General features: G+C 66.4%; 19 protein-coding genes. 11 read left to right on the top strand and 8 right to left on the bottom strand.

All coding sequences use genetic code 11. The features are described 5' to 3' along the window. Position 1: 1 nt before the first annotated feature. Positions 2–1,732: a threonine--tRNA ligase gene (thrS, locus tag H8F26_RS14890; protein WP_231605646.1), complete on the bottom strand. Its 1,731-nt coding sequence runs from the start codon at positions 1,730–1,732 to the stop codon at positions 2–4. A gap of 242 nt (positions 1,733–1,974) precedes the next feature. Here thrS and H8F26_RS14885 point away from each other — a divergent pair, with 242 nt between their 5' ends. Both H8F26_RS14885 and H8F26_RS14880 read left to right on the top strand, forming a co-directional pair. Then, entirely contained in the window at positions 1,975–2,400 is a 426-nt protein-coding gene (locus H8F26_RS14885) for a DUF2605 family protein (RefSeq protein ID WP_197155186.1), read from the top strand. 17 nt (positions 2,401–2,417) lie between these two features. Then, a complete protein-coding gene (locus tag H8F26_RS14880) occupies positions 2,418–2,888 on the top strand; it encodes an NINE protein (RefSeq protein ID WP_197155184.1) in 471 nt (156 codons plus the stop codon). A 2-nt stretch (positions 2,889–2,890) separates the two neighbouring features. On the opposite strand, the gene H8F26_RS14875 is transcribed toward H8F26_RS14880, so the two are convergent. From H8F26_RS14875 to H8F26_RS14855, 5 genes are all read right to left on the bottom strand, one after another. Beyond that, positions 2,891–3,481: a glycoside hydrolase family 104 protein gene (locus H8F26_RS14875; RefSeq protein ID WP_197155182.1), complete on the bottom strand. Its 591-nt coding sequence runs from the start codon at positions 3,479–3,481 to the stop codon at positions 2,891–2,893. A gap of 348 nt (positions 3,482–3,829) precedes the next feature. After that, positions 3,830–4,843: a tryptophan--tRNA ligase gene (gene trpS / locus H8F26_RS14870; RefSeq protein WP_197155180.1), complete on the bottom strand. Its 1,014-nt coding sequence runs from the start codon at positions 4,841–4,843 to the stop codon at positions 3,830–3,832. Between the two features lie 5 nt (positions 4,844–4,848). After that, positions 4,849–5,373, bottom strand: a complete 525-nt coding sequence (locus tag H8F26_RS14865) for a hypothetical protein (protein WP_197155178.1) — start codon at positions 5,371–5,373, stop codon at positions 4,849–4,851. A gap of 15 nt (positions 5,374–5,388) precedes the next feature. Then, a complete protein-coding gene (locus tag H8F26_RS14860; protein WP_197155176.1) occupies positions 5,389–5,922 on the bottom strand; it encodes a hypothetical protein in 534 nt (177 codons plus the stop codon). Then, positions 5,915–6,832: a cation diffusion facilitator family transporter gene (locus H8F26_RS14855; RefSeq protein ID WP_197155174.1), complete on the bottom strand. Its 918-nt coding sequence runs from the start codon at positions 6,830–6,832 to the stop codon at positions 5,915–5,917. The genes H8F26_RS14860 and H8F26_RS14855 overlap by 8 nt, the downstream gene beginning before the upstream one ends. Positions 6,833–6,987: 155 nt before the next feature. Here H8F26_RS14855 and H8F26_RS14850 point away from each other — a divergent pair, with 155 nt between their 5' ends. The 6 genes from H8F26_RS14850 (at position 6,988) to H8F26_RS14825 (ending at position 13,906) form a co-directional block, all read left to right on the top strand. Beyond that, on the top strand, positions 6,988–8,454 hold the full coding sequence (locus H8F26_RS14850; RefSeq protein ID WP_197155172.1) for a YcjF family protein: 1,467 nt from the start codon (positions 6,988–6,990) through the stop codon (positions 8,452–8,454). 347 nt (positions 8,455–8,801) lie between these two features. After that, the gene (gene psbA, locus H8F26_RS14845) at positions 8,802–9,878 is read left to right on the top strand and encodes a photosystem II q(b) protein (protein ID WP_197155171.1); all 1,077 of its coding nucleotides are present in this window, start codon (positions 8,802–8,804) and stop codon (positions 9,876–9,878) included. A gap of 382 nt (positions 9,879–10,260) precedes the next feature. After that, complete coding sequence (locus H8F26_RS14840; RefSeq protein ID WP_322758828.1) at positions 10,261–11,091, top strand: metal ABC transporter substrate-binding protein; 831 nt, start codon at positions 10,261–10,263, stop codon at positions 11,089–11,091. Then, a complete protein-coding gene (locus H8F26_RS14835; RefSeq protein WP_197155167.1) occupies positions 11,084–11,893 on the top strand; it encodes a metal ABC transporter ATP-binding protein in 810 nt (269 codons plus the stop codon). Before H8F26_RS14840 ends, H8F26_RS14835 begins: the two co-directional genes overlap by 8 nt. Before the next feature lies 1 nt (position 11,894). Then, positions 11,895–12,749 (top strand): metal ABC transporter permease, encoded by an 855-nt coding sequence (locus tag H8F26_RS14830; protein WP_197155166.1) that lies wholly within the window; start codon positions 11,895–11,897, stop codon positions 12,747–12,749. After that, positions 12,746–13,906: a DUF4336 domain-containing protein gene (locus H8F26_RS14825; RefSeq protein ID WP_197155165.1), complete on the top strand. Its 1,161-nt coding sequence runs from the start codon at positions 12,746–12,748 to the stop codon at positions 13,904–13,906. Before H8F26_RS14830 ends, H8F26_RS14825 begins: the two co-directional genes overlap by 4 nt. A gap of 21 nt (positions 13,907–13,927) precedes the next feature. Here H8F26_RS14825 and H8F26_RS14820 read toward each other — a convergent pair whose 3' ends face one another. Further along, entirely contained in the window at positions 13,928–14,287 is a 360-nt protein-coding gene (locus H8F26_RS14820; RefSeq protein WP_197155164.1) for a DUF760 domain-containing protein, read from the bottom strand. A gap of 34 nt (positions 14,288–14,321) precedes the next feature. Beyond that, a complete protein-coding gene (gene lepB / locus H8F26_RS14815; protein WP_197159248.1) occupies positions 14,322–14,918 on the bottom strand; it encodes a signal peptidase I in 597 nt (198 codons plus the stop codon). Between the two features lie 96 nt (positions 14,919–15,014). Here lepB and menD point away from each other — a divergent pair, with 96 nt between their 5' ends. From menD to H8F26_RS14800, 3 genes are all read left to right on the top strand, one after another. Then, positions 15,015–16,928 (top strand): 2-succinyl-5-enolpyruvyl-6-hydroxy-3-cyclohexene-1-carboxylic-acid synthase, encoded by a 1,914-nt coding sequence (gene menD / locus H8F26_RS14810; RefSeq protein WP_231605249.1) that lies wholly within the window; start codon positions 15,015–15,017, stop codon positions 16,926–16,928. Further along, a complete protein-coding gene (menB, locus tag H8F26_RS14805) occupies positions 16,925–17,776 on the top strand; it encodes a 1,4-dihydroxy-2-naphthoyl-CoA synthase (protein ID WP_231605248.1) in 852 nt (283 codons plus the stop codon). Before menD ends, menB begins: the two co-directional genes overlap by 4 nt. Before the next feature lie 91 nt (positions 17,777–17,867). Next, positions 17,868–18,518: a L,D-transpeptidase family protein gene (locus H8F26_RS14800; protein ID WP_197155163.1), complete on the top strand. Its 651-nt coding sequence runs from the start codon at positions 17,868–17,870 to the stop codon at positions 18,516–18,518. The last annotated feature ends 40 nt before the right edge of the window (positions 18,519–18,558 follow it).

The raw sequence follows: 18,558 nt of genomic DNA, 5'->3' as shown, positions 1-18,558 counted from the left end.
CTCAGGCCTGGATCGGTTGGTCAGCCAGGACCAGAGCGGCACCTCGCTGCTGATTGGCCAGGGTGGCGGCCGCGATCAGGTCAGACCCCGCCACGCTGCCCAGATCTCCATCGCGGCGGCTGCGCAGGCTGACCGCACCGGCCTCGGCTTCCTTGGCACCGATCACCCCAAGCACCGGGATCTTCATCTGCTCGCCATTGCGAATCAACTTGCCCAGACGATCGCCGGAGTGGTCGATCGTGGCGCGAACGCCGGCGGCCTTGAGCTGGGCCATCAGCGCCTCGGCATAGGGACGCACCTCATCGGTGACCGGCAGCAGACGGATCTGCTCTGGGGCCAACCAAAAGGGGAAATCGCCGGCGTAGTTCTCGGTCATGATGCCAAAGAAGCGTTCCAGCGAGCCGAAGATGGCGCGGTGGATCATGATCGGTCGCTGGCGGCTTCCATCGGCAGCCACATACTCGAGGTTGAAACGCTCGGGCAGATTGAAGTCGAGCTGGATGGTGGAGCACTGCCACATCCGGCCGATGGCGTCCTCAATTTTGAGGTCGATCTTGGGCCCGTAAAAGGCACCACCGCCCTCATCCACTTTGTAGGCCCAGCCCTTGCGATCCAGCGCCTCGATCAGACCCTGCGTGGCCAGGTTCCAGACGGCATCATCGCCGATTGATTTCTCCGGCCGCGTGGAGAGATTGATCTCGTAGCTCCGGAAATCAAAGGCGGACAGGATCGTTTCGGTCAGATTCAGCACCCGCAGGATCTCATCACCGATCTGCTCCGGCAGACAGAACACATGGGCATCGTCCTGGGTGAAGCCCCGCACCCGCATCAGGCCATGCATCACGCCGGGCCGCTCGTAGCGATACACGGTGCCGAGCTCAGCCCAACGGATCGGCAACTCGCGGTAACTCCGCAATGTGCTGGCGTAGGTGAGCACGTGGAACGGACAGTTCATCGGCTTGAGCTGGTACTGGCGCTCGTCCACCTGCATCGGCCCGAACATGCTCTCGCTGTAGAAGTCGAGGTGGCCGGAGGTCTTCCAGAGGCTGATGTCCGCCACGTGGGGGGTGTACAGCAGCTCATAGCCGTCGGCGAAGTGGGCCTCGCGCCAGAAGTCTTCGATCAGCAGGCGCATGCGGGCACCACGCGGATGCCAGAACACCAGGCCGGCTCCGGCTTCATCCTCGATCGCGAACAGGTCAAGGTCGGTGCCGAGGCGGCGGTGATCGCGGCGCAGGGCCTCCTGCTTGCGGTGCTTGTACTCCGCCAGCTGCTCGGGGGTCTCCCAGGCGGTGCCATAGATGCGCTGCAGCTGGGCCTTGGTCTCATCCCCGCGCCAGTAGGAGCCGGCAACGCTTTCGAGCTCGAAGGCCTTGGGGTTGAGTTCGCTGGTGTTGGTCACATGGGGGCCGGCGCAGAGATCCCACCACTCCTCGCCCAGCGTGTAGAGGGTGATGGGCTCGCTGAGGCCCGCCAGAATCTCCAGCTTGTAGGGCTCGTTCTGGGCCTTGATCTTCGCTTCAGCCTGCTCGCGGCTCACGGCGATGCGCTCAAGCGGCAGCCTGCGATTGATGATCCGGATCATCTCCTTCTTGATCGCCTTGAGATCGGCTTCCGTGAACGGATCCGGATTGTCGAAGTCGTAATAGAAGCCGCTCTCGGTCCAGGGGCCGATGGTCACCTGCGCCTTGGGGAAGAGCTTCTGCACTGCCATCGCCAGCACATGGCTCATCGAGTGGCGAATCTTCAGCAGCTGCTCGCTCTCGCTCGTTTTCGGCAGGACCAGCGGAGCCGCCGCTGCCTCAACGGCTGGCTCCGTGCCAGTGGTGCTGCCGCTGCCGCTCGGTGCAGGATCGGCGGAGCGGGTCACGGTCACGGCACAGGAGTCGGTCGAAGGGCGATCCTACGCAGCCCCATCGAGCCCTGAACAGCACCGATCGCTCTGGCTGGGGTGATCGTGCCTAGCCTGCTGAGATGGGCCAGTCCGCGTTTCCTGATCCCTCGGATCCAATTTCGGATCCATTGCCAAGGCCACTTCCAGAGCCAGCGACAGGGCCAGCCACGGGGCCGCTGCCGGGTGGCTCCCCCGAAGGCGCCCTGCTCGATGGGCTGCTCAACCCCCTGATGGATGACTTCAGCGACTGGCTGCAACGCGGTCAGGTGTTGTTGCAGCACTGCCCGGAGGCGGTGATGCCAGCCGCCGAACGCCAGGCTCTGGCGGAGTCCCTGGAACAGGCCCTCAAGGACGTGGCCGCCGCCCGTGCCCTGCGGGCCGCCATCTCCACCCCGATGGCCCTGGACATGGAATCCCTGGCTCCCTGGCATCAGCTGGTGCTCCGGGTCTGGGCCCTGGCAAGCCGGCTTCGGCAGGCGGGCATTGTGGTTCCTGCAGCTCCCTGACCACGTCAACACGGTCTATGCCTTCCCTTTCGCCGGTGCTGCCTCCGGAACGCCGTCACGTTGCCGTGGGCTATGTGCTTTGGGCCCTGGGCCTGATCGGGGTCTGCGGCCTTCAGCGCTTCTACACCCGACGGCCGGTGAGCGGCACCCTGTGGCTGCTCACCCTGGGGTGTTGCGGCATTGGCCAGCTGGTGGATCTGTTCCTCATGCCCGAATTGGTACGCACGGCCAATCAACCCCTGGCCCTGCATGAGGCCCTGGCGGCCGCCGATGCGGAGAAGACCCCCAGCCTGCAGCGTCAGCTGCTCGTTCTGGCGCGCCAGGCAGGAACCAAGGGGTTCACCATCAACGACGCCATGCTGGCGCTAGAGCTGGGCCGTGATGATGACGTCACCACGGTGCGTCAGGAAATCGATCAGCTGATGGGGGAGCACCTGCTCGACGTCGGGAACGATGAGCGCGGCCGGGTGGTCTACCGCGAATTCTGAGCTCAGGCCTGGCCTGCCTGCCGTTGCCGCTGCAGATCGGCCCGATAGAAGCGCACCAGCTGGTCTGCCCGCTTCACAGGCTGGCCGTAGGCACTGCCGCCATGGCTGGCCGGCAGGGAGGCCCACTCGTTCGCCAGGCGGGCCAGCACCGTGGCATCCAGGCCCCTGCGGTCGAACAGATCGAGAACACCGCGGCGATCCACCAGGAACAGGGCGGCCTGGTCCTGGCTGGCGGGGCCGAAGTCGGGCAGACCAAGGCGCTGCTGTGCTTCCCGCCAGGTTCCCGGCAGGAACTGGTAGGCACCGGCGGCGGCGCTGGTATACCGCCGCCTGACCGTCACCTCGGGATGGCGCGCCAGGCTGGCAAAGCGGCCGCCCCCGTAGAGAACCCGGTAACCGTCATGGCTGCCGCCCACCCAGGTGCCTTCGGCGAAGCGGATGGTGTTGAGCAGGGCGCGGCGCTCTGGACTGATGGCATAGGCCGTGGCCTGGCCTCCGGCCAGAGCGGCGGTGGCGGCCTGGTGCTGCTGCACGGCCGGAACCGCCTCGGGCTGCCTGCCGGGTGCCGGTGCCACCAAGGGCAGGAGCGGCAAGGCGAGCAGCAGGGAGAAACGGGATCGGGTCGAAGAAATCAGAAGGGCTGATCGCGAGTCCAGAGAGACTGACGGTTAGCTGGGAGGGGCCGCCACCCCCATGCACTGGGGGGTGGACAAAGCTCCCACGGCGTACTTTCGGACTGGGGATCATGAGTCCAGGCTCCATGAGCAAACCGCAACACAAGCCGAGCCAAGGGAGCTGACACGTGGGGCTTCGCCGTCGCTACCTGGGCATCACCACCGAGGGAACTGACAGTCTGATCAGCTGCACTGATCAACGAGCAGCCCTTCGATCAGCAGAAGATCACAATTGATGACGATCCACACCCGCAACGACTGATCGACCTACGAGCGTGGATAAAAGCCCAGCGCGTCGCGCAGGCGCTGGAGGGTGGTGCTGGCCACGGCCTCGGCCCGCTCTCTGCCCAGCTCCAGAACCTGCTGCAACTGGCTCGGGTCGCTGCGCAGATCGCGGTAACGCTCCTGAACCGGACGCAGGGCCTCCACCACCGTTTCGGCCAGCAGTGGCTTGAAGGTGCCCCATCCCATGGAGGCGCACTGGGCTGTGGCCGCCTCGCGCCCCAGGCCACTCAGAACCGCATACAGGCCCAAGAGGTTGTCGGCTTCTGGACGCTCGGGGTTGCCGAACTCGAGGCCCAAGGTGGGATCGGTCTTGGCACGCTTGATCTTTCTGGTCACCAGCTCGGGGGGGTCGAGCAGGGTGATGCGAGAGCCCTCGTTGGGATCGCTCTTGCTCATCTTGCTGCGGCCATCGGTGAGGCTCATCACCCGGGCCCCGTCCTGGAGGATCAGCGGTTCAGGCACCCGCAGCAGCGGCTCCTCCTCACTGCCGAAGCGGCTGTTGATCCGCTGTTGGGCAATGTCACGGGCCAGCTCGAGGTGCTGCTTCTGATCCTCGCCAACCGGCACCAGGTCAGCGTCATAGAGAAGGATGTCCGCCGCCATCAGCACCGGGTAATCCAGCAGACCGGCGGAGACGTTGTCGCCCTGCTTGACCGCCTTCTCCTTGAACTGGATCATCCGCTCCAGCCAGTTCAGCGGGGTGACGCAGTTCAGCAGCCAGCAGAGCTCGCTGTGGGCCGCCACGTGGCTCTGGACGAACACCGTGGAACGCTGCGGATCGATGCCGCAGGCCAGGTAGAGCGCCGCTGTGGTGAGGGTGTCCTCAGCAAGCCTGGCCGGGTCGTGGGGCACGGTGATCGCGTGCAGGTCCACAACACAGAAGAAGGTGTCGTGGCTGTCCTGCAGGCCGACCCAGTTGCGGATCGCGCCGAGCCAGTTGCCCAGATGCAAGGCACCGGTGGGTTGGACACCGGAGAGAACCCGTTGCCGAGCCATCGCAGTCAGCCGGCGGCGGCCACTTCAGAAGCTGTCGCTTCAGGTGTGGCTGGTTCCGAATCGGTGGATTCGCTGCTGTCGGTCTCAGAGCTGATCAGCTGATCGTCAGCCGGGGCTTCGGCAGGAGCCACCTCCTCTTCGATCGGCGTCGCGGCGGGGCGGGCCGGACGGGCAAAGGGGTTGGCCCGGGCCGCTGGTGCCGGACGGCCTTCGCCACGACGAATCTCGTTGCGGCGCGTTGGGCGGGAATCACCCGATGGCCGGGCATCACCCTGGGCGCGGTGCTCGGCCAGCAGGGCATCGAGCTGACCCTGGTCCAGCATCTGGCCCAGGCTGCGCACGGCAAAGCCCAGCACGGCCACGGTGGAGCGCAGACCGAAGGCCTCCTGCAGAGCCCGGGCCGAGCGCATCTCGTTGTCACTCAGGCGGATGCGAAAACCACCGGGCTCACGGTTGGGACCGGGGCGGCCACCACGGCTGGGTGCGTCGTGCCGGTCCTTGGAGATGGAGGGGGTGGTGTCGTCGGCCATTGCCGCAGCCCTGAGTCAGGCGCAAGTGTGCCGCATCGACGGACAGGTGGAGGCGAACGGTCGTTGCAGCCAGTGCAGACGGTGGGTCTCACCGCTGCCTTGGCGGGGCAGGACCAGCAGGGGCAGGTGAGGAACACCACACTCGAGGCTGTGGCGGTAGCAGCGCAACAACTCCAGGTAGGCCGGCAGGGTCCAGCCGTCATCACCGCGCATCTGCCGGCTCCAGTAGCGCCGCAAGGCCTGCTGGAACGGCAGGAGGTCAAACTCCTCCCAGCACTGCAGCTGTGCGGCCCAGTCCTCCAGGCCCTCTGCCCGCAGCTGGCGGAATCGCGCGAGCTCAGGAGCCTCACCGCTGCCATCGGGAGGCAGGGCCGTCGCCAGGGATTCGACCGGAACCACCTCGAGCCGCAACCAGCAGCGGTCCAGCAGCAGTACCGGCAGCTGACCATGCCAGGCGGGAGCGGCGCGCAGGTCGGCAATCAGGCGATTCACCAGCGCCATCTGGCTCGGCCGCAGCAGCGGTGGATTCCCAGGCAGCAGATCAGCCATGGGTTCCTCGGAAGGTGATCTCCGCACTGGCGTATTCCGGGGGCTCAAGGTGGATGGTGCAACGCACCGGGCCGAAACGCTCCTCCAGGTGTTCCTCCACCAACTCAGTGATGCGATGGGCGGTGGGCAGATCGTTGGCCGACACGACGAGGTGCATGTCGATGAACACCTGCTGACCGAGCACACCACGACTGGCGATGTCGTGGCAATTCAGCACTCCGGGTACGGCCATCGCCACGGCATGGATGGCTTCCGGAGCGATCGCGATCTGGTCCACCAGCCAGGGGAGATTCGTGGTGATCACCGACCAGCACACCTTGACCAGCAGCACGCAGAGCGGGATCGCCAGCGCTACATCCAGCCAACTCTGACGCAGGAACACCGCACCGCAAAGGCCGACCAGCACCACGAGGGTTGTCCAGATGTCGCTGCGGGTGTGCAGGGCGTCGGCGATCAGCAGCCGGCTGCCGAGTCTGCGTCCTTCGCCGTGTTCGTAACCAGAGAGGAGAATGTTGAAACCCAGGGCCAGCAGCAGCAGCAGCAGCTCCGGCGCATCCACCCGCAGCGGGGTCAGACCGACACTGATCCGCTGCACGGCCGTCTGCAGGATCTCGAAGGCCGCGAACAGGATGAAGGCGGCGATCGCCAGGGCGCCGACAGCCTCGTATTTGTGGTGGCCATAGGGATGATCCCGATCGGGGCGAGGATCGGAGAGATCGTTGGTGAACAGGCCCAGCAGGCTGGAGAGGCCATCGGTGGCGCTGTGCATGGCATCCGCCAGCACCGCCAGAGACCCCGTGAACAGTCCGACCGCCAGCTTCAGCAGGCTCATGACCACGTTGACCGCCAGGGCGATCAACAGGACCCGCTGCACCTGCCCGCGATTGTCGGACCCCGCCCCGACGGCCATGTCCGGATCTCGATGCGCGTGGCTCCCAAACCTATTGGCAAATCCACAGAACACGGTGCTCACAGAAGCCAGCGATGGTGGCCGGCGCTACGGGCGGCTGATCCGGAGGCGGCTGAGCTAGAGATTCGGCATGTTCGGGTCCCAGCCGTTCCTTCGTGACCAGCCCAGACCACCCCAGCCCAGCGGCTCCTGGTGCCGCCACGGATTCAGCGGCAACCGAACCGGCGACCGATCCTTCAGCTCTGGGTCCAGCGGTGCGGCGTCTGCTGCGTCGAGGGCCCTGGTTGCCCGTGGTAGTCGTGGCAGGGAGCGGCTGGCTGGTCAGCGATCTGCTCGGCCATGTCGGCCATGGGCTGATGGCAGCGGCGCTGCCGGCCGCCGCCGCCGCCGCTGGCCTGGTCTGGCTCTCCGGCAGGGGGACGGTCACCGCCAGACTGCCGGCCACCGCGAGCGGATTGCTGCAGCGCTGCGAAGGCCTGATGGAGCAGTTCGGCCAGCTGGAAGGGGCGGAGGGGCCTCGGCAGCAGGAACGACGGCGCGAACTGCAGGAGTGGCGCTCCAGCCAGGAGGAGCCCGGCCTGAGCCTGGCGCTGGTGGGGGTTCAACTTCCGGAAGCCACCGCGATGACGCCGATGCGTGACGCCCTGCGGGGTCGGGCCGCCCTGGCGTTGCACTGGGCCCGGCCTCTGCCGGCGAGCAGCCCGGACTGGCGCTGGCCAACCCTGTTCGAGCGCTGTGATGTGCTCCTGTACCACCTGCGGCTGCCCCTCAGCGCCGCGGATCTCCGTTGGCTGGAAGGCCTGGACGACTGTCCCTGTCTGTGGCTGCTGGCCACGTTCCACGGGTCCGTGCAAGACGGGTCGGCGCAGCGCATGCGCCAGGAGCTGGCCGCCCAGCTGCCTGCGGGGCAGGCGGCGCGGGTTCTGTTCTGGGATGGGTCGAGCGAGACTCTCGCGGCTGCCCTGGAACCGCTGGCGCTGGATCTGCGGCAGCGACCGTTGCAGCTCCGTCGTGACGCCCGGCTGCGCAGCCTGCGCCTGCTGCATCGCCGCTGGCAGGCCGACCTGGAACAGCTGCGCCGCCAGCGCTGGATCCAGCTGCAGCAGCGCACCCAGTGGATCGTGGCGGCGGGGGTCTTCGCCGCTCCGGTGCCCAGCCTGGATCTGCTGGTGCTGGCGGTGGCCAACGGCCTGATGCTGCAGGAGATGGCGCGCCTCTGGGGCTGCTCCTGGTCGATGGCACAGTTGCGCGACGCGGCCCTGGAGCTGGGCAAGGCAGCCCTGGCCCAGGGCGTGGTGGAGTGGAGCACCCAGGCCCTGGCCGCCGCGATCAAGCTGCATGGAGCCACCTGGTTGATCGGTGGCACGGTGCAGGCAGTCAGCGCGGCTTACCTGACGCGGGTCGTGGGCCATGCCATGGCCGACATGCTGGCCCTGACCGCCGGAGTGGCCGCCCCTGATCTGGAACGGATCAAGCGCCAGGCACCGCTGCTGGTCGCCCGGGCCGCCGAGGCCGAGAAACTCGATTGGGCAGCCTTCCTGCAGCAAGGTCGCAACTGGGTGCAGGAACAGTCCAACCGCATCAACGGCGCCGTACCAGCTCTGCCGCAGGCCTCGACCTGAACAGATGTAACAGGATCGTTACTTCTGAAGTAAAGCAACCTGAAGCAACGAAACAATGTATTTCCCAGGCAGCGAATCGCCGGCGCTCTCTAATCAGTTCACGTAACGTTTTTCTAACCGTTCGGGATCATCCCGTCGGCTGATCGCTTCGGTTGCATTCCGGGTTTCCCCGGCTGATGTTCCCTGGAGCGGTTGCGGGTTGCCGCTGTGTCGCCAGACGTTGCCCGGCCCATGGTCTCCCCATGGCATCGGCAACTCTCAGTGCACCAGCGCAGTGCACAAACGCAGTGCACTAACGCAGCGCACAAGCGGACCCCATACCTCCATCCCATCCGTCCTCTTCATCCATGACCACTGCCGTCCGCAGCGGCCGCAGCGGAAGCTGGGAAAGCTTCTGTGAGTGGGTCACCTCCACCAACAACCGCATCTACGTGGGTTGGTTCGGTGTGCTGATGATCCCCTGCCTGCTGGCCGCCACCATCTGCTATGTGGTGGCGTTCATCGCCGCCCCTGCCGTCGACATCGACGGTATCCGTGAGCCGGTCGCCGGCTCGCTGATCTACGGCAACAACATCATCTCCGGTGCTGTTGTTCCCTCCAGCAACGCCATCGGCCTGCACTTCTACCCCATCTGGGAAGCCGCCAGCCTCGATGAGTGGCTGTACAACGGCGGTCCCTATCAGCTGGTGGTGTTCCACTTCCTGATCGGCATCTCCGCCTACATGGGCCGGCAGTGGGAACTCTCCTACCGCCTCGGCATGCGTCCCTGGATCTGCGTCGCCTACAGCGCTCCGCTGTCGGCAGCCTTCGCCGTGTTCCTGATCTATCCCTTCGGTCAGGGCTCCTTCTCCGATGGCATGCCGCTCGGCATCTCGGGCACCTTCAACTTCATGCTGGTGTTCCAGGCTGAGCACAACATCCTGATGCACCCCTTCCACATGCTGGGGGTGGCCGGTGTGTTCGGCGGCAGCCTGTTCTCCGCCATGCACGGCTCCCTGGTGACCTCGTCGCTGGTGCGTGAAACCACTGAGAGCGAGAGCCAGAACTACGGCTACAAGTTCGGCCAGGAGGAAGAGACCTACAACATCGTGGCTGCCCACGGTTACTTCGGTCGCCTGATCTTCCAATACGCCTCCTTCAACAACAGCCGCAGCCTCCACTTCTTCCTGGCCGCCTGGCCGGTGGTCGGCATCTGGTTCACCTCCCTGGGCGTGAGCACGATGGCCTTCAACCTGAACGGTTTCAACTTCAACCAGTCGATCCTGGATGGCCAGGGCCGGGTCGTGAACACCTGGGCCGACATCCTCAACCGCGCTGGTCTGGGCATGGAAGTGATGCATGAGCGCAATGCGCACAACTTCCCGCTCGACCTGGCAGCCAGCAGTGCCGCACCTGTGGCCCTGACGGCACCCACCATCGGTTGATCCCAGGGGGCCGCTTCGCCACGCTGATCCCACGATCCCAGCGGAAGCGTCTCGATTCGATCCACAGCCCTGCAGGGTTACTCCTGCGGGGCTTTCTGATGCCTGCCCGTCGCTGGTTCAGCGGCGGGGTCTGCCCGCCAGGGTGCCTAGGCTCTTTCTGGTTATGCCGGCCAGCTTTCCGGCTTTCTGTTCCACCGTGCCATCCCCGTGCTTCGTCCATCGACACCACGCTGACCAGACCAGATGGCCCAGGCGAGCCGGCCTGGCCCTGATCGCGCTCCCCCTTCTGCTGGTCACGGCGGGGTGCTCCGCTCCTCCCACGGTGTCGCCACGGGATCAGGTTTCAGCAGGCTCACCCTCAGCATCCGAGGGGCGTCCCTTGGTGCTCACCACCTTCACGGTGCTGGCGGACATGGCCCGCAACGTGGCCGGAGATCGACTGGAGGTGGCCTCGATCACCAAGGTGGGGAGCGAAATCCATCACTACGAGCCCACGCCCAGCGATCTGCGCCGCGCCCAGGGTGCGGTGATGGTCCTGGAAAACGGCTTCAATCTGGAGCGCTGGGCCCAGCGTTTCACCGACACCATCCAGGGAGCACGACGGGTCGTGGTGACCGAGGGTATGGATCCTCTGCCGATTCGCAGCGATGGACTGGAGTCCACCGGCAGCACAGGCCCAGGCGTGCCCAATCCCCATGCCTGGATGTCGCCCAGCCGTGCCCAGCACTATGTGGACACGATCCGGGACGCCTTCATCGACCTGGATCCGGCCGGAGCCGCCACCTACCGCCGTAATGCCGAGGCCTACAAGCAGAAGCTCGCCCAGCTCGATCAGGATCTGCGTCGCTCCCTGGCGAGGGTGCCGCCCAACCAGCGGATGCTGGTGACCTGCGAGGGAGCGTTCAGCTATCTCGCCCGCGACTACGGATTGCAGGAGGGCTACCTCTGGCCAGTGAACGGTGAAGGGGAAGCCACCCCTCGGCGACAGGCCCGTCTCACCGACGAAGTGCGTCGCCGGAAGGTCCCGGCGGTGTTCTGCGAAAGCACCGTCAGCGACAAAAGCATGCGCCAGTTAGCGGCGGCCAGTGGAGCCCGCTTCGGCGGTACGTTCTACGTCGATTCGCTCTCGGATCCCACAGGTCCCGCGCCTAGCCTGTTGAAGTTGCAGCGACACAACGTCGATCTGATCGTGAAGGGGCTCACGAATGACTGACGCCGCCTGGGGTGCCGATCACAGCACGGCAGGCCAGCTCCGGTCAGGCCTGCGGCTGGAGGTGGAGAACGTCAGTGTGGATTATCACGGAAGCGTTGCTCTGCACGGAGCCAGCCTGGTGCTACCTGCCGGCAGTATCTGTGGTCTGGTTGGCATGAATGGGGCTGGCAAATCCACCCTGTTCAAGGCCTTGATGGGCTTCATCCAACCCTCCTGCGGACGCATCCGCGTCAATGGACTGGGGGTTCAGGATGCGCAGCGCCAGCACGCCGTGGCCTACGTGCCCCAGAGCGAGATGGTCGACTGGGACTTCCCGGTGAGTGTGGAGAACGTCGTGATGATGGGGCGCTATGGCGCCATGAACCTGCTGCGCATCCCCCGTTCCTCCGACCATGCCGCCGTGCGTCATGCCCTCGAGCGTGTGGAGCTGTGGGCCCTGCGCCACCGCCAGATCGGTTCGCTCTCCGGCGGACAACGCAAGCGGGCCTTTCTGGCCCGTGCCCTCGCTCAGGGCGCCTCGGTGCTGCTGTTGGATGAACCCTTCAATGGGGTCGACATCCGCACCGAAAAACTGATCGTTGATCTGCTGCTGCAGTTCCGCCAGGAAGGTCGCTCGATCCTGATTTCGACGCACGACATGGCCCACGTGCGCAGCTTCTGCGATCAGGTGGTGCTGATCAACAAGACCGTGCTGGCCTACGGCGAAACATCCGAGGTGTTCACACCCGAGAATCTGGCCCGCACCTTCGGTGGCGAGGTGCCCGTGATGGGACCGGCCGCCACTGGTGGCGAGGGCTGCTGAGATGGATCTCGCCACCCTGTTGCTGGAGCCCCTGCGCCACGACTTCATGGTCAAGGCGCTGCTGGTGAGCCTGTTGGTGGCAAGCGTCTGCGGCATGCTCTCCTGCTTCATGACCCTCAAGGGCTGGGCCCTGATGGGGGATGCCGTATCCCACGCCGTGATGCCGGGCGTGGTGATTGCCTACGCCCTGGGGCTGCCCTACGCCCTCGGTGCCTTTGTGTTCGGTGTGGGCTCGGTGGCCTCGATCGGTTTCATCAAGCAGAAGACACGGGTGAAGGAGGACACGGTGATCGGCCTGGTGTTCACCGGATTCTTTGCCCTGGGAATCACGCTGGTCTCGAAGGTGCGCAGCACGATCGATCTCACCCACATTCTCTTCGGCAACGTCCTGGGAATCTCGCCGGAGGACGTGACCCAGACCCTGGTGATCTCCCTGATCGTGCTGGCGGTGTTGCTTGTGTTCCGCCGCGATCTGGTGCTGTTCTGCTTCGATCCGACCCACGCCCGCTCGATCGGCATCCGCACCGGAGTGCTCCACTACCTGCTGCTGTCGATGCTGTCGCTGGCGGCGGTGGCCGGGCTGCAGACCGTGGGCATCATCCTGGTGGTGGCCATGCTCGTCACCCCTGGGGCCACCGCCTATCTGCTCACCGATCGATTCGACCGGATGTGCTGGCTGGCCATGGCCAGTGCCTCCCTGGCCAGCCTGCTGGGGATCTATGCCAGCTATTGGTTCGATGCCTCCACGGCCGGCTGCATCGTGCTGTGGCAGACAGGCCTCTTCCTGATGGCCCTGCTGTTCGCGCCTCGCCATGGACTGCTGGCCCACCGCCGCCACCAATCCCAGCCACGATGATGGCGCCTGAGTCTCTGGCAGATCAGCGCTGGCCCTGGTGGCCCCTGCTGCCCCTCTACCCCTACGGCCAACGTCGCACCCTGGTGCGAGAACTGATCGCCGATCAGGTGTGGAGCTTCGAGCAGCTGCAGGGGATCTACTACGTGGCCGTGCCGATCCGGATGACGGTGCTGCGGCTGCAGCAGGGACTCCTGCTCTACGCGCCGGTGGCACCAACGCCAGAAGTACGGCGCCACCTGGCTGCCCTGGAGCAGATCCACGGACCGGTCTGCACGATCGTGCTGCCCACCAGCTCCGGCCTCGAGCACAAACTGCCGGTTCCGGCCATGGCCCGCGCCTTTCCCAAGGCGCAGGTGTGGGTCAGTTCAGGTCAGTGGAGCTTTCCGCTGAATCTGCCCCTGAGCTGGCTGGGATTTCCTGCCAGGCGCACCCACATCCTCGGCAGCGAGGGCTATCCCCATCCCGGTGAGCTGGAGTGGTGCAGCCTCGGTCCACTCAATCTCGGTCTGGGAACCTTCCAGGAGGTGGCCTGCCTGCACCGCGCCAGCGGCAGCGTGCTGATCACCGACGCCCTGGTGAGCATCGGGGATCAGCCACCGCAGCTGTTCGACGCCGACCCGACGCCACTGCTCTTCCACGCCCGTGAACGGGCTGAAGAGCCCCTGGTCGACAGCCCGGCCCAGCGGCAGCGCGGCTGGAAGCGGCTGGTGCTGTTCGCGTCCTACCTCAGGCCCGCCAGTGTGGCCGTACCGCCCCTGGCGCAGGTGCTCGGCCACAGCCTCGCGGCAGGTCTTCGCCAGAAGCGGGCCCACTTCGGCTTTTATCCCTTCCGCTGGCAGCCGGGCTGGGAGCAGGACTTCGAGACCCTGCGGGGCGGCCAGAGCCTGCAGGTTGCCCCGGTGCTGGAGCGGCTGGTATTTCCGCGCTGCCGTCAGGCGCTGGTGGACTGGCTGGTCCAGCTGGGCCGCTGGGGCGAGATGCGGTGGTTGATCCCTGCCCACTACGACGCCCCGGTGCCCTGCCACGGCTCCGATCTGGAAGGATTGGCCAGCCAGCTTGAGCAGCGCAGCTGGGCACCGGATAGCGGCGGATGGGAAGTGCTCGCCAGCATCGACCGGCAATTGCTGCGCCTGGGGCTGGTTCCAGAAAATCCCTGATCTGGGATCAGAACTGTCAGTTCAGAGCTTCAGTTCGCCTGGGCAGGCTTCGTCGTCGTCGTCAAGGCCGCCGATGCCGATCAGGGAGGAATCCAGTTCCATGCGCTGCTCCATCTGGCGAAGGAAATAGCCCGTCATCATCGCGGAGGCCAGAAGACCGGCGAGATTGTCACGGCTGGCCTGGATCTTCACCTCAAACTGTTCACCCGGCAACATTCCGAGCAGACCCTGCACATTGTGGCGAATGATTTCCTGCATATCCGGGCTGGCCGAGCGCGCCACGCGCTGGAGCACATCCGGGGATTGTTCCTGCAGGTACTGAATCAGCGAATTGCTGCTGATCGCTTCGGTATCGGTCTTCAGGAACTCCGGGTTGAACATCTCCCTCCGGGGTGCTCTGGAACACGCCTGCACCCTAACCCAAGTGTTCGTTAGCACCATCGAGATCAGCGGACGGCAATCGCGGCAACGATCCGAAGCGTTGCAACGGCCAGTACCGCCACAGGGCCGAGCCGATCAGGCAGTCATCCGGCAAGCTTCCCCAGAGGTGGGAATCGAGGCTGCTGTTGCGGTTATCGCCCAGCACGAAATGATGTCCCGCAGGCACGGTGAGGGGTTCCAGGTCGTAATCGATCAGCTCAGGAGCCCAATCGAGGGAAACGGGTTCGCCGTTGCGCCAGAGGCGGCCCTGCCGCACCTCCACCCGATCGCCAGGTTCGGCCACGATCCGCTTGATCAGGGCAGCCTTGGGGTCGTAACCCGCCGCGATCAGGGGGCTGGGGGGATGGAATACCACGATCGTGCCCAGGGGCAGGGGCAGATCCAGGCGGGCGCGCAGCTTCTCCACCAGCACCCGATCCTCCAGCTGCAGGGTGGGCAGCATCGAGCCAGAGGGAATCCAGCGCGGTTCCAGCACCCACCAACGCAGCAGCAGGGCCAGCACCAGCCACAGTAGCAGCGACTGCAACTGGCGCCGCACGGCCTGCCACCAGCTCGCGCCCTCGGCTGCCATCGGGGAGGTGGACTCGTTGCTCGGCATCGCGAGAATTCGGGGGCGGGCCGGCCGGTGAGGATGATCGGCCCATCTTGACCAACGGAGGCAACGCCAGTGGCGGCCGCGGCCCAGCGCAACCTGCAGGCGGCCCTCACCCTGCTGGCGGAGCTGCAGAGCGCTGGCCTGCAGCATCTGGTGTTGTGTCCTGGCAGCCGCTCCGGTCCTCTGGCAGTGGCCGCAGGGCTGCAACAGCAACGGGGCCTGCGGCTGCACACCGCGATCGACGAGCGCTCGGCAGCCTTCTTCGCCCTCGGATTAGGTCGTGCCGAGGGTCGGGCCGCCGCGGTGGTCACCACCTCCGGCACGGCGGTGGCGAATCTGCTGCCGGCCGTGGTGGAGGCCGACTACGGCGCCATCCCCCTGCTGCTGCTCACGGCCGACCGTCCCGTCGCCCTGAAGGGATGCGGTGCCAATCAGACCGTGAACCAGCAGGATTTTCTGCGCGCCAACTGCCGCTGGTATGGAGAAGGCCCGCCCGAGGGACTGGCCGATGCCAGCGAGACATCGCTGCGCAACCTGGCGTGGCAGGCCATGGCCGCCACCGCCGGATCCCCTGCTCCATCAGGACCGGTGCATCTGAATCTGCCCTTCAGCGAACCCCTGCACGGCAACGCCACCGACCTGCTGGCTCTGGCGGCGGCAAGCCTTCCAGAAACACCCAATCGAGCGTCTTCAGAGCTCCTCGATCCATCCGTTGCACACCCGTTCAATCCTGAGCCTCCTGATCAGCCCGTCGGGCAACGTGCCGAGCCCTTAGGACAACCTGCCCAGCCAGCGGCCACCCACTCCAGCCCTTTGGCCGGTTCACCTGGCGATGCACCCCACCTGGATCCCGACCTCCCCGGAGTGGTGGTGGCGGGACCCTGGCGCGGGCCGATGGCAGCCTTTCCTGCCTTCCTGGAGGCCCTGCGCCAGTGGCAACGGCGCAGCGGCTGGCCGGTGCTGGCCGATGCGCTCTCCAGCCTGCGTGGCTGTCCTGGTCTGGAACTGATCTGCAGCTACGACCTGCTGTTGTGCCACCCCGACCTGCTGCTGGGCCCGACCGATCTGGCCAGCCCTCAAGGGCAGCCCTTGCAGGTGCTGCGGCTGGGTCCACTGCCGGCCAGCCGACGGTTGCAGCAGTGGCTGGGCACTGGCCACCAGCGGCAGGTACTGATCAGCGAAGCGGAACCACGGCCCCTGGATCCGCTCGGCACCGGAGCCCTGCAGTGGGATGGGGGGTTGGTCTCCTGGCTGGCCTCCGCCCCACCGGCCTGGCGATCGGGCTCCCCGGCGCCCGACTGCCTGGCCCTGGGGAGGCAATGGCACCAGGCGGAACGGGCGATGCAGACGTGGCTGGATCAGAAGCTGCAGCCAGACCCTTCCGCCGGGCTCAACGAACCGGGCCTGGCCCGATGGTTGAGTCAGCGGCTGCCGGCCGATCTGCCGCTGCTGCTGGCCAACAGCAGTCCCGTGCGGGACTGGGAGAGCTTTGGCGCGCCGAGCGCCCCGCACCGCCCCGTGTTCTCCTTCCGCGGCGCCTCCGGCATCGACGGCACCCTCTCGCTCGCCTGCGGCATCGCCGAAGCCCTGGGGGCGGCGGTGCTGGTCTGCGGTGATCTGGCCCTGCTGCACGACTGCAACGGCTGGCTCTGGCAGCAGCAGCTGCGCGGCCGGCTCACGGTGCTGCTGATCGACAACGGCGGCGGCGGCATCTTCGAGCAGCTCTCGATTCGACCCAGCGACGAGGCACTGCTCGATTTCGAGCGTCTGTTCGCCATGCCGCAGGCGGTCGATCCCTGTGCCCTGGCCGCCGCCCACGGAGTCCCGGCCCGTTCGATCGACCGTTGGAGCACCCTGGAGGAAACCCTGGCCTGGGCCCTTCAACTCCCGATGGCCCTGGTGCGGTTGCGGACCGACCGCCGCGCCGATGCCAGCCGGCGCCAGCACTTGCGCACAATGGCGGCAGCACGACCCGATCCCTCTTGAGCACGCCCCCCCAGCCGGTGATCTGGCAGAGCACCGGGTCGTATGAGGACATCCGCTTCGAGATCAGTGAGGAGGGAATCGCCCGCATCACGATTGATCGTCCCCATAAACGCAACGCCTTCCGGCCCCGCACGGTGCAGGAGCTCTGCGACGCCTTTTCGCGGGTGCGCGACAACCCCCGCATCGGCGTGGTGCTGTTCACCGGTGCCGGTCCGGCAGCCGATGGCGGCTGGGCCTTCTGCGCCGGCGGCGACCAGAGCGTGCGGGGTGACGGCGGTTACCTGGATGAGACGGGCCTGCCTCGCCTCAATGTGCTCGACCTGCAACGGCTGATCCGCAGCCTGCCCAAGGTGGTGATTGCCCTGGTCGCCGGCTACGCCATCGGCGGCGGCCAGGTGCTGCATCTGCTCTGTGATCTGAGTCTGGCGGCGGAGAACGCGGTGTTCGGCCAGACCGGGCCCCGGGTCGGCAGCTTCGACGGCGGTTTCGGCGCCGGCTACCTGGCCCGGGTGGTGGGGCAACGCAAGGCCCGCGAGATCTGGTTTCTCTGCAGGCAATACAACGCCCAGGAGGCCCTGGCGATGGGGTTGGTGAATCAGGTGGTGCCCCTGGAGCAGCTGCAGGCCGAGGGAGTGAGCTGGGCCCGCCAGGTGCTGCGCCACAGCCCCACGGCGATCCGCTGCCTCAAGGCCGCCTTCAATGCCGAAACCGACGGGCTGGCGGGCCTGCAGGAACTGGCGGGTCAGGCCACCCATCTCTTCTACCGAACCGAGGAGGGCCAGGAGGGTCGCAATGCCTTCCTTGAAAAACGCGAGCCCGACTTCTCCTCCTCAGCCTGGCTACCTTGACGGTGGATCACTGCCATCGGATCTGCTCCAGCTCGTGCGCCCCGCCCACCGATCCGAACCGCTACCTGAACCGCTGTTGTGGTCACGGCCGATGCCGGACAAGCGGTTCCAGCCGTTCCAAAAGGCGGATCCCATCTGCCGCGGGCTGCGCCAGACCACCCTGGCTGGACTGATCACCCTGGGACTGGCAGCGGGACTGATCGCTCCTGACGCCCATGCCAGCACTCAGACCAGTGCCGGCAGCCAGCTGGTTGACACCAAGCAGGGCGTGGCCGTGGCCACCCCAGCCTCAGACGAGGCCCCCGGTGGACGGGAGCTGGTGCTGGATCGCCGCCAGCGACGCCTGCTGGTGCTCGAGAACGGCCAGGAAATCCGGCGCTTTCCGGTGGCGGTCGGCATGCCGGGCTGGGAAACCCCCGTGGGCCGGTTCGAGGTGATGGAGCTGCGGACCAATCCGGTCTGGCAGCACCCGGCCAACGGCCGCCTGATTCCCCCCGGACCGGCCAACCCCCTCGGCAGCCGCTGGATCGGCTTCTACCGCGACTGCAAGGGCCGCCGCGGCTTCAACGGCCAGGAGCACCTGGTGGTGCAGGGGTGCGTCACCGCCGGCTTCCATGGCACGCCCAACCGCGCCAGCGTCGGGCAGGCGGTATCGCACGGCTGCGTTCGCCTGTACGACGAGCACGTGCAGGCGCTGTACAACCTGGTCCAGCTGGGAACCCCCGTCACGGTCCTGCCGTGACGGTGCCGAGCCGACAGGACTGACCAGGCTGAACGGGGCA

The organism is Synechococcus sp. CBW1006 (assembly GCF_015840525.1).
GTDB lineage: Bacteria > Cyanobacteriota > Cyanobacteriia > PCC-6307 > Cyanobiaceae > CBW1002.
Note: the sequence above shows the minus strand (reverse complement) of the source record. Positions and strands in the feature narration are given on the sequence as shown.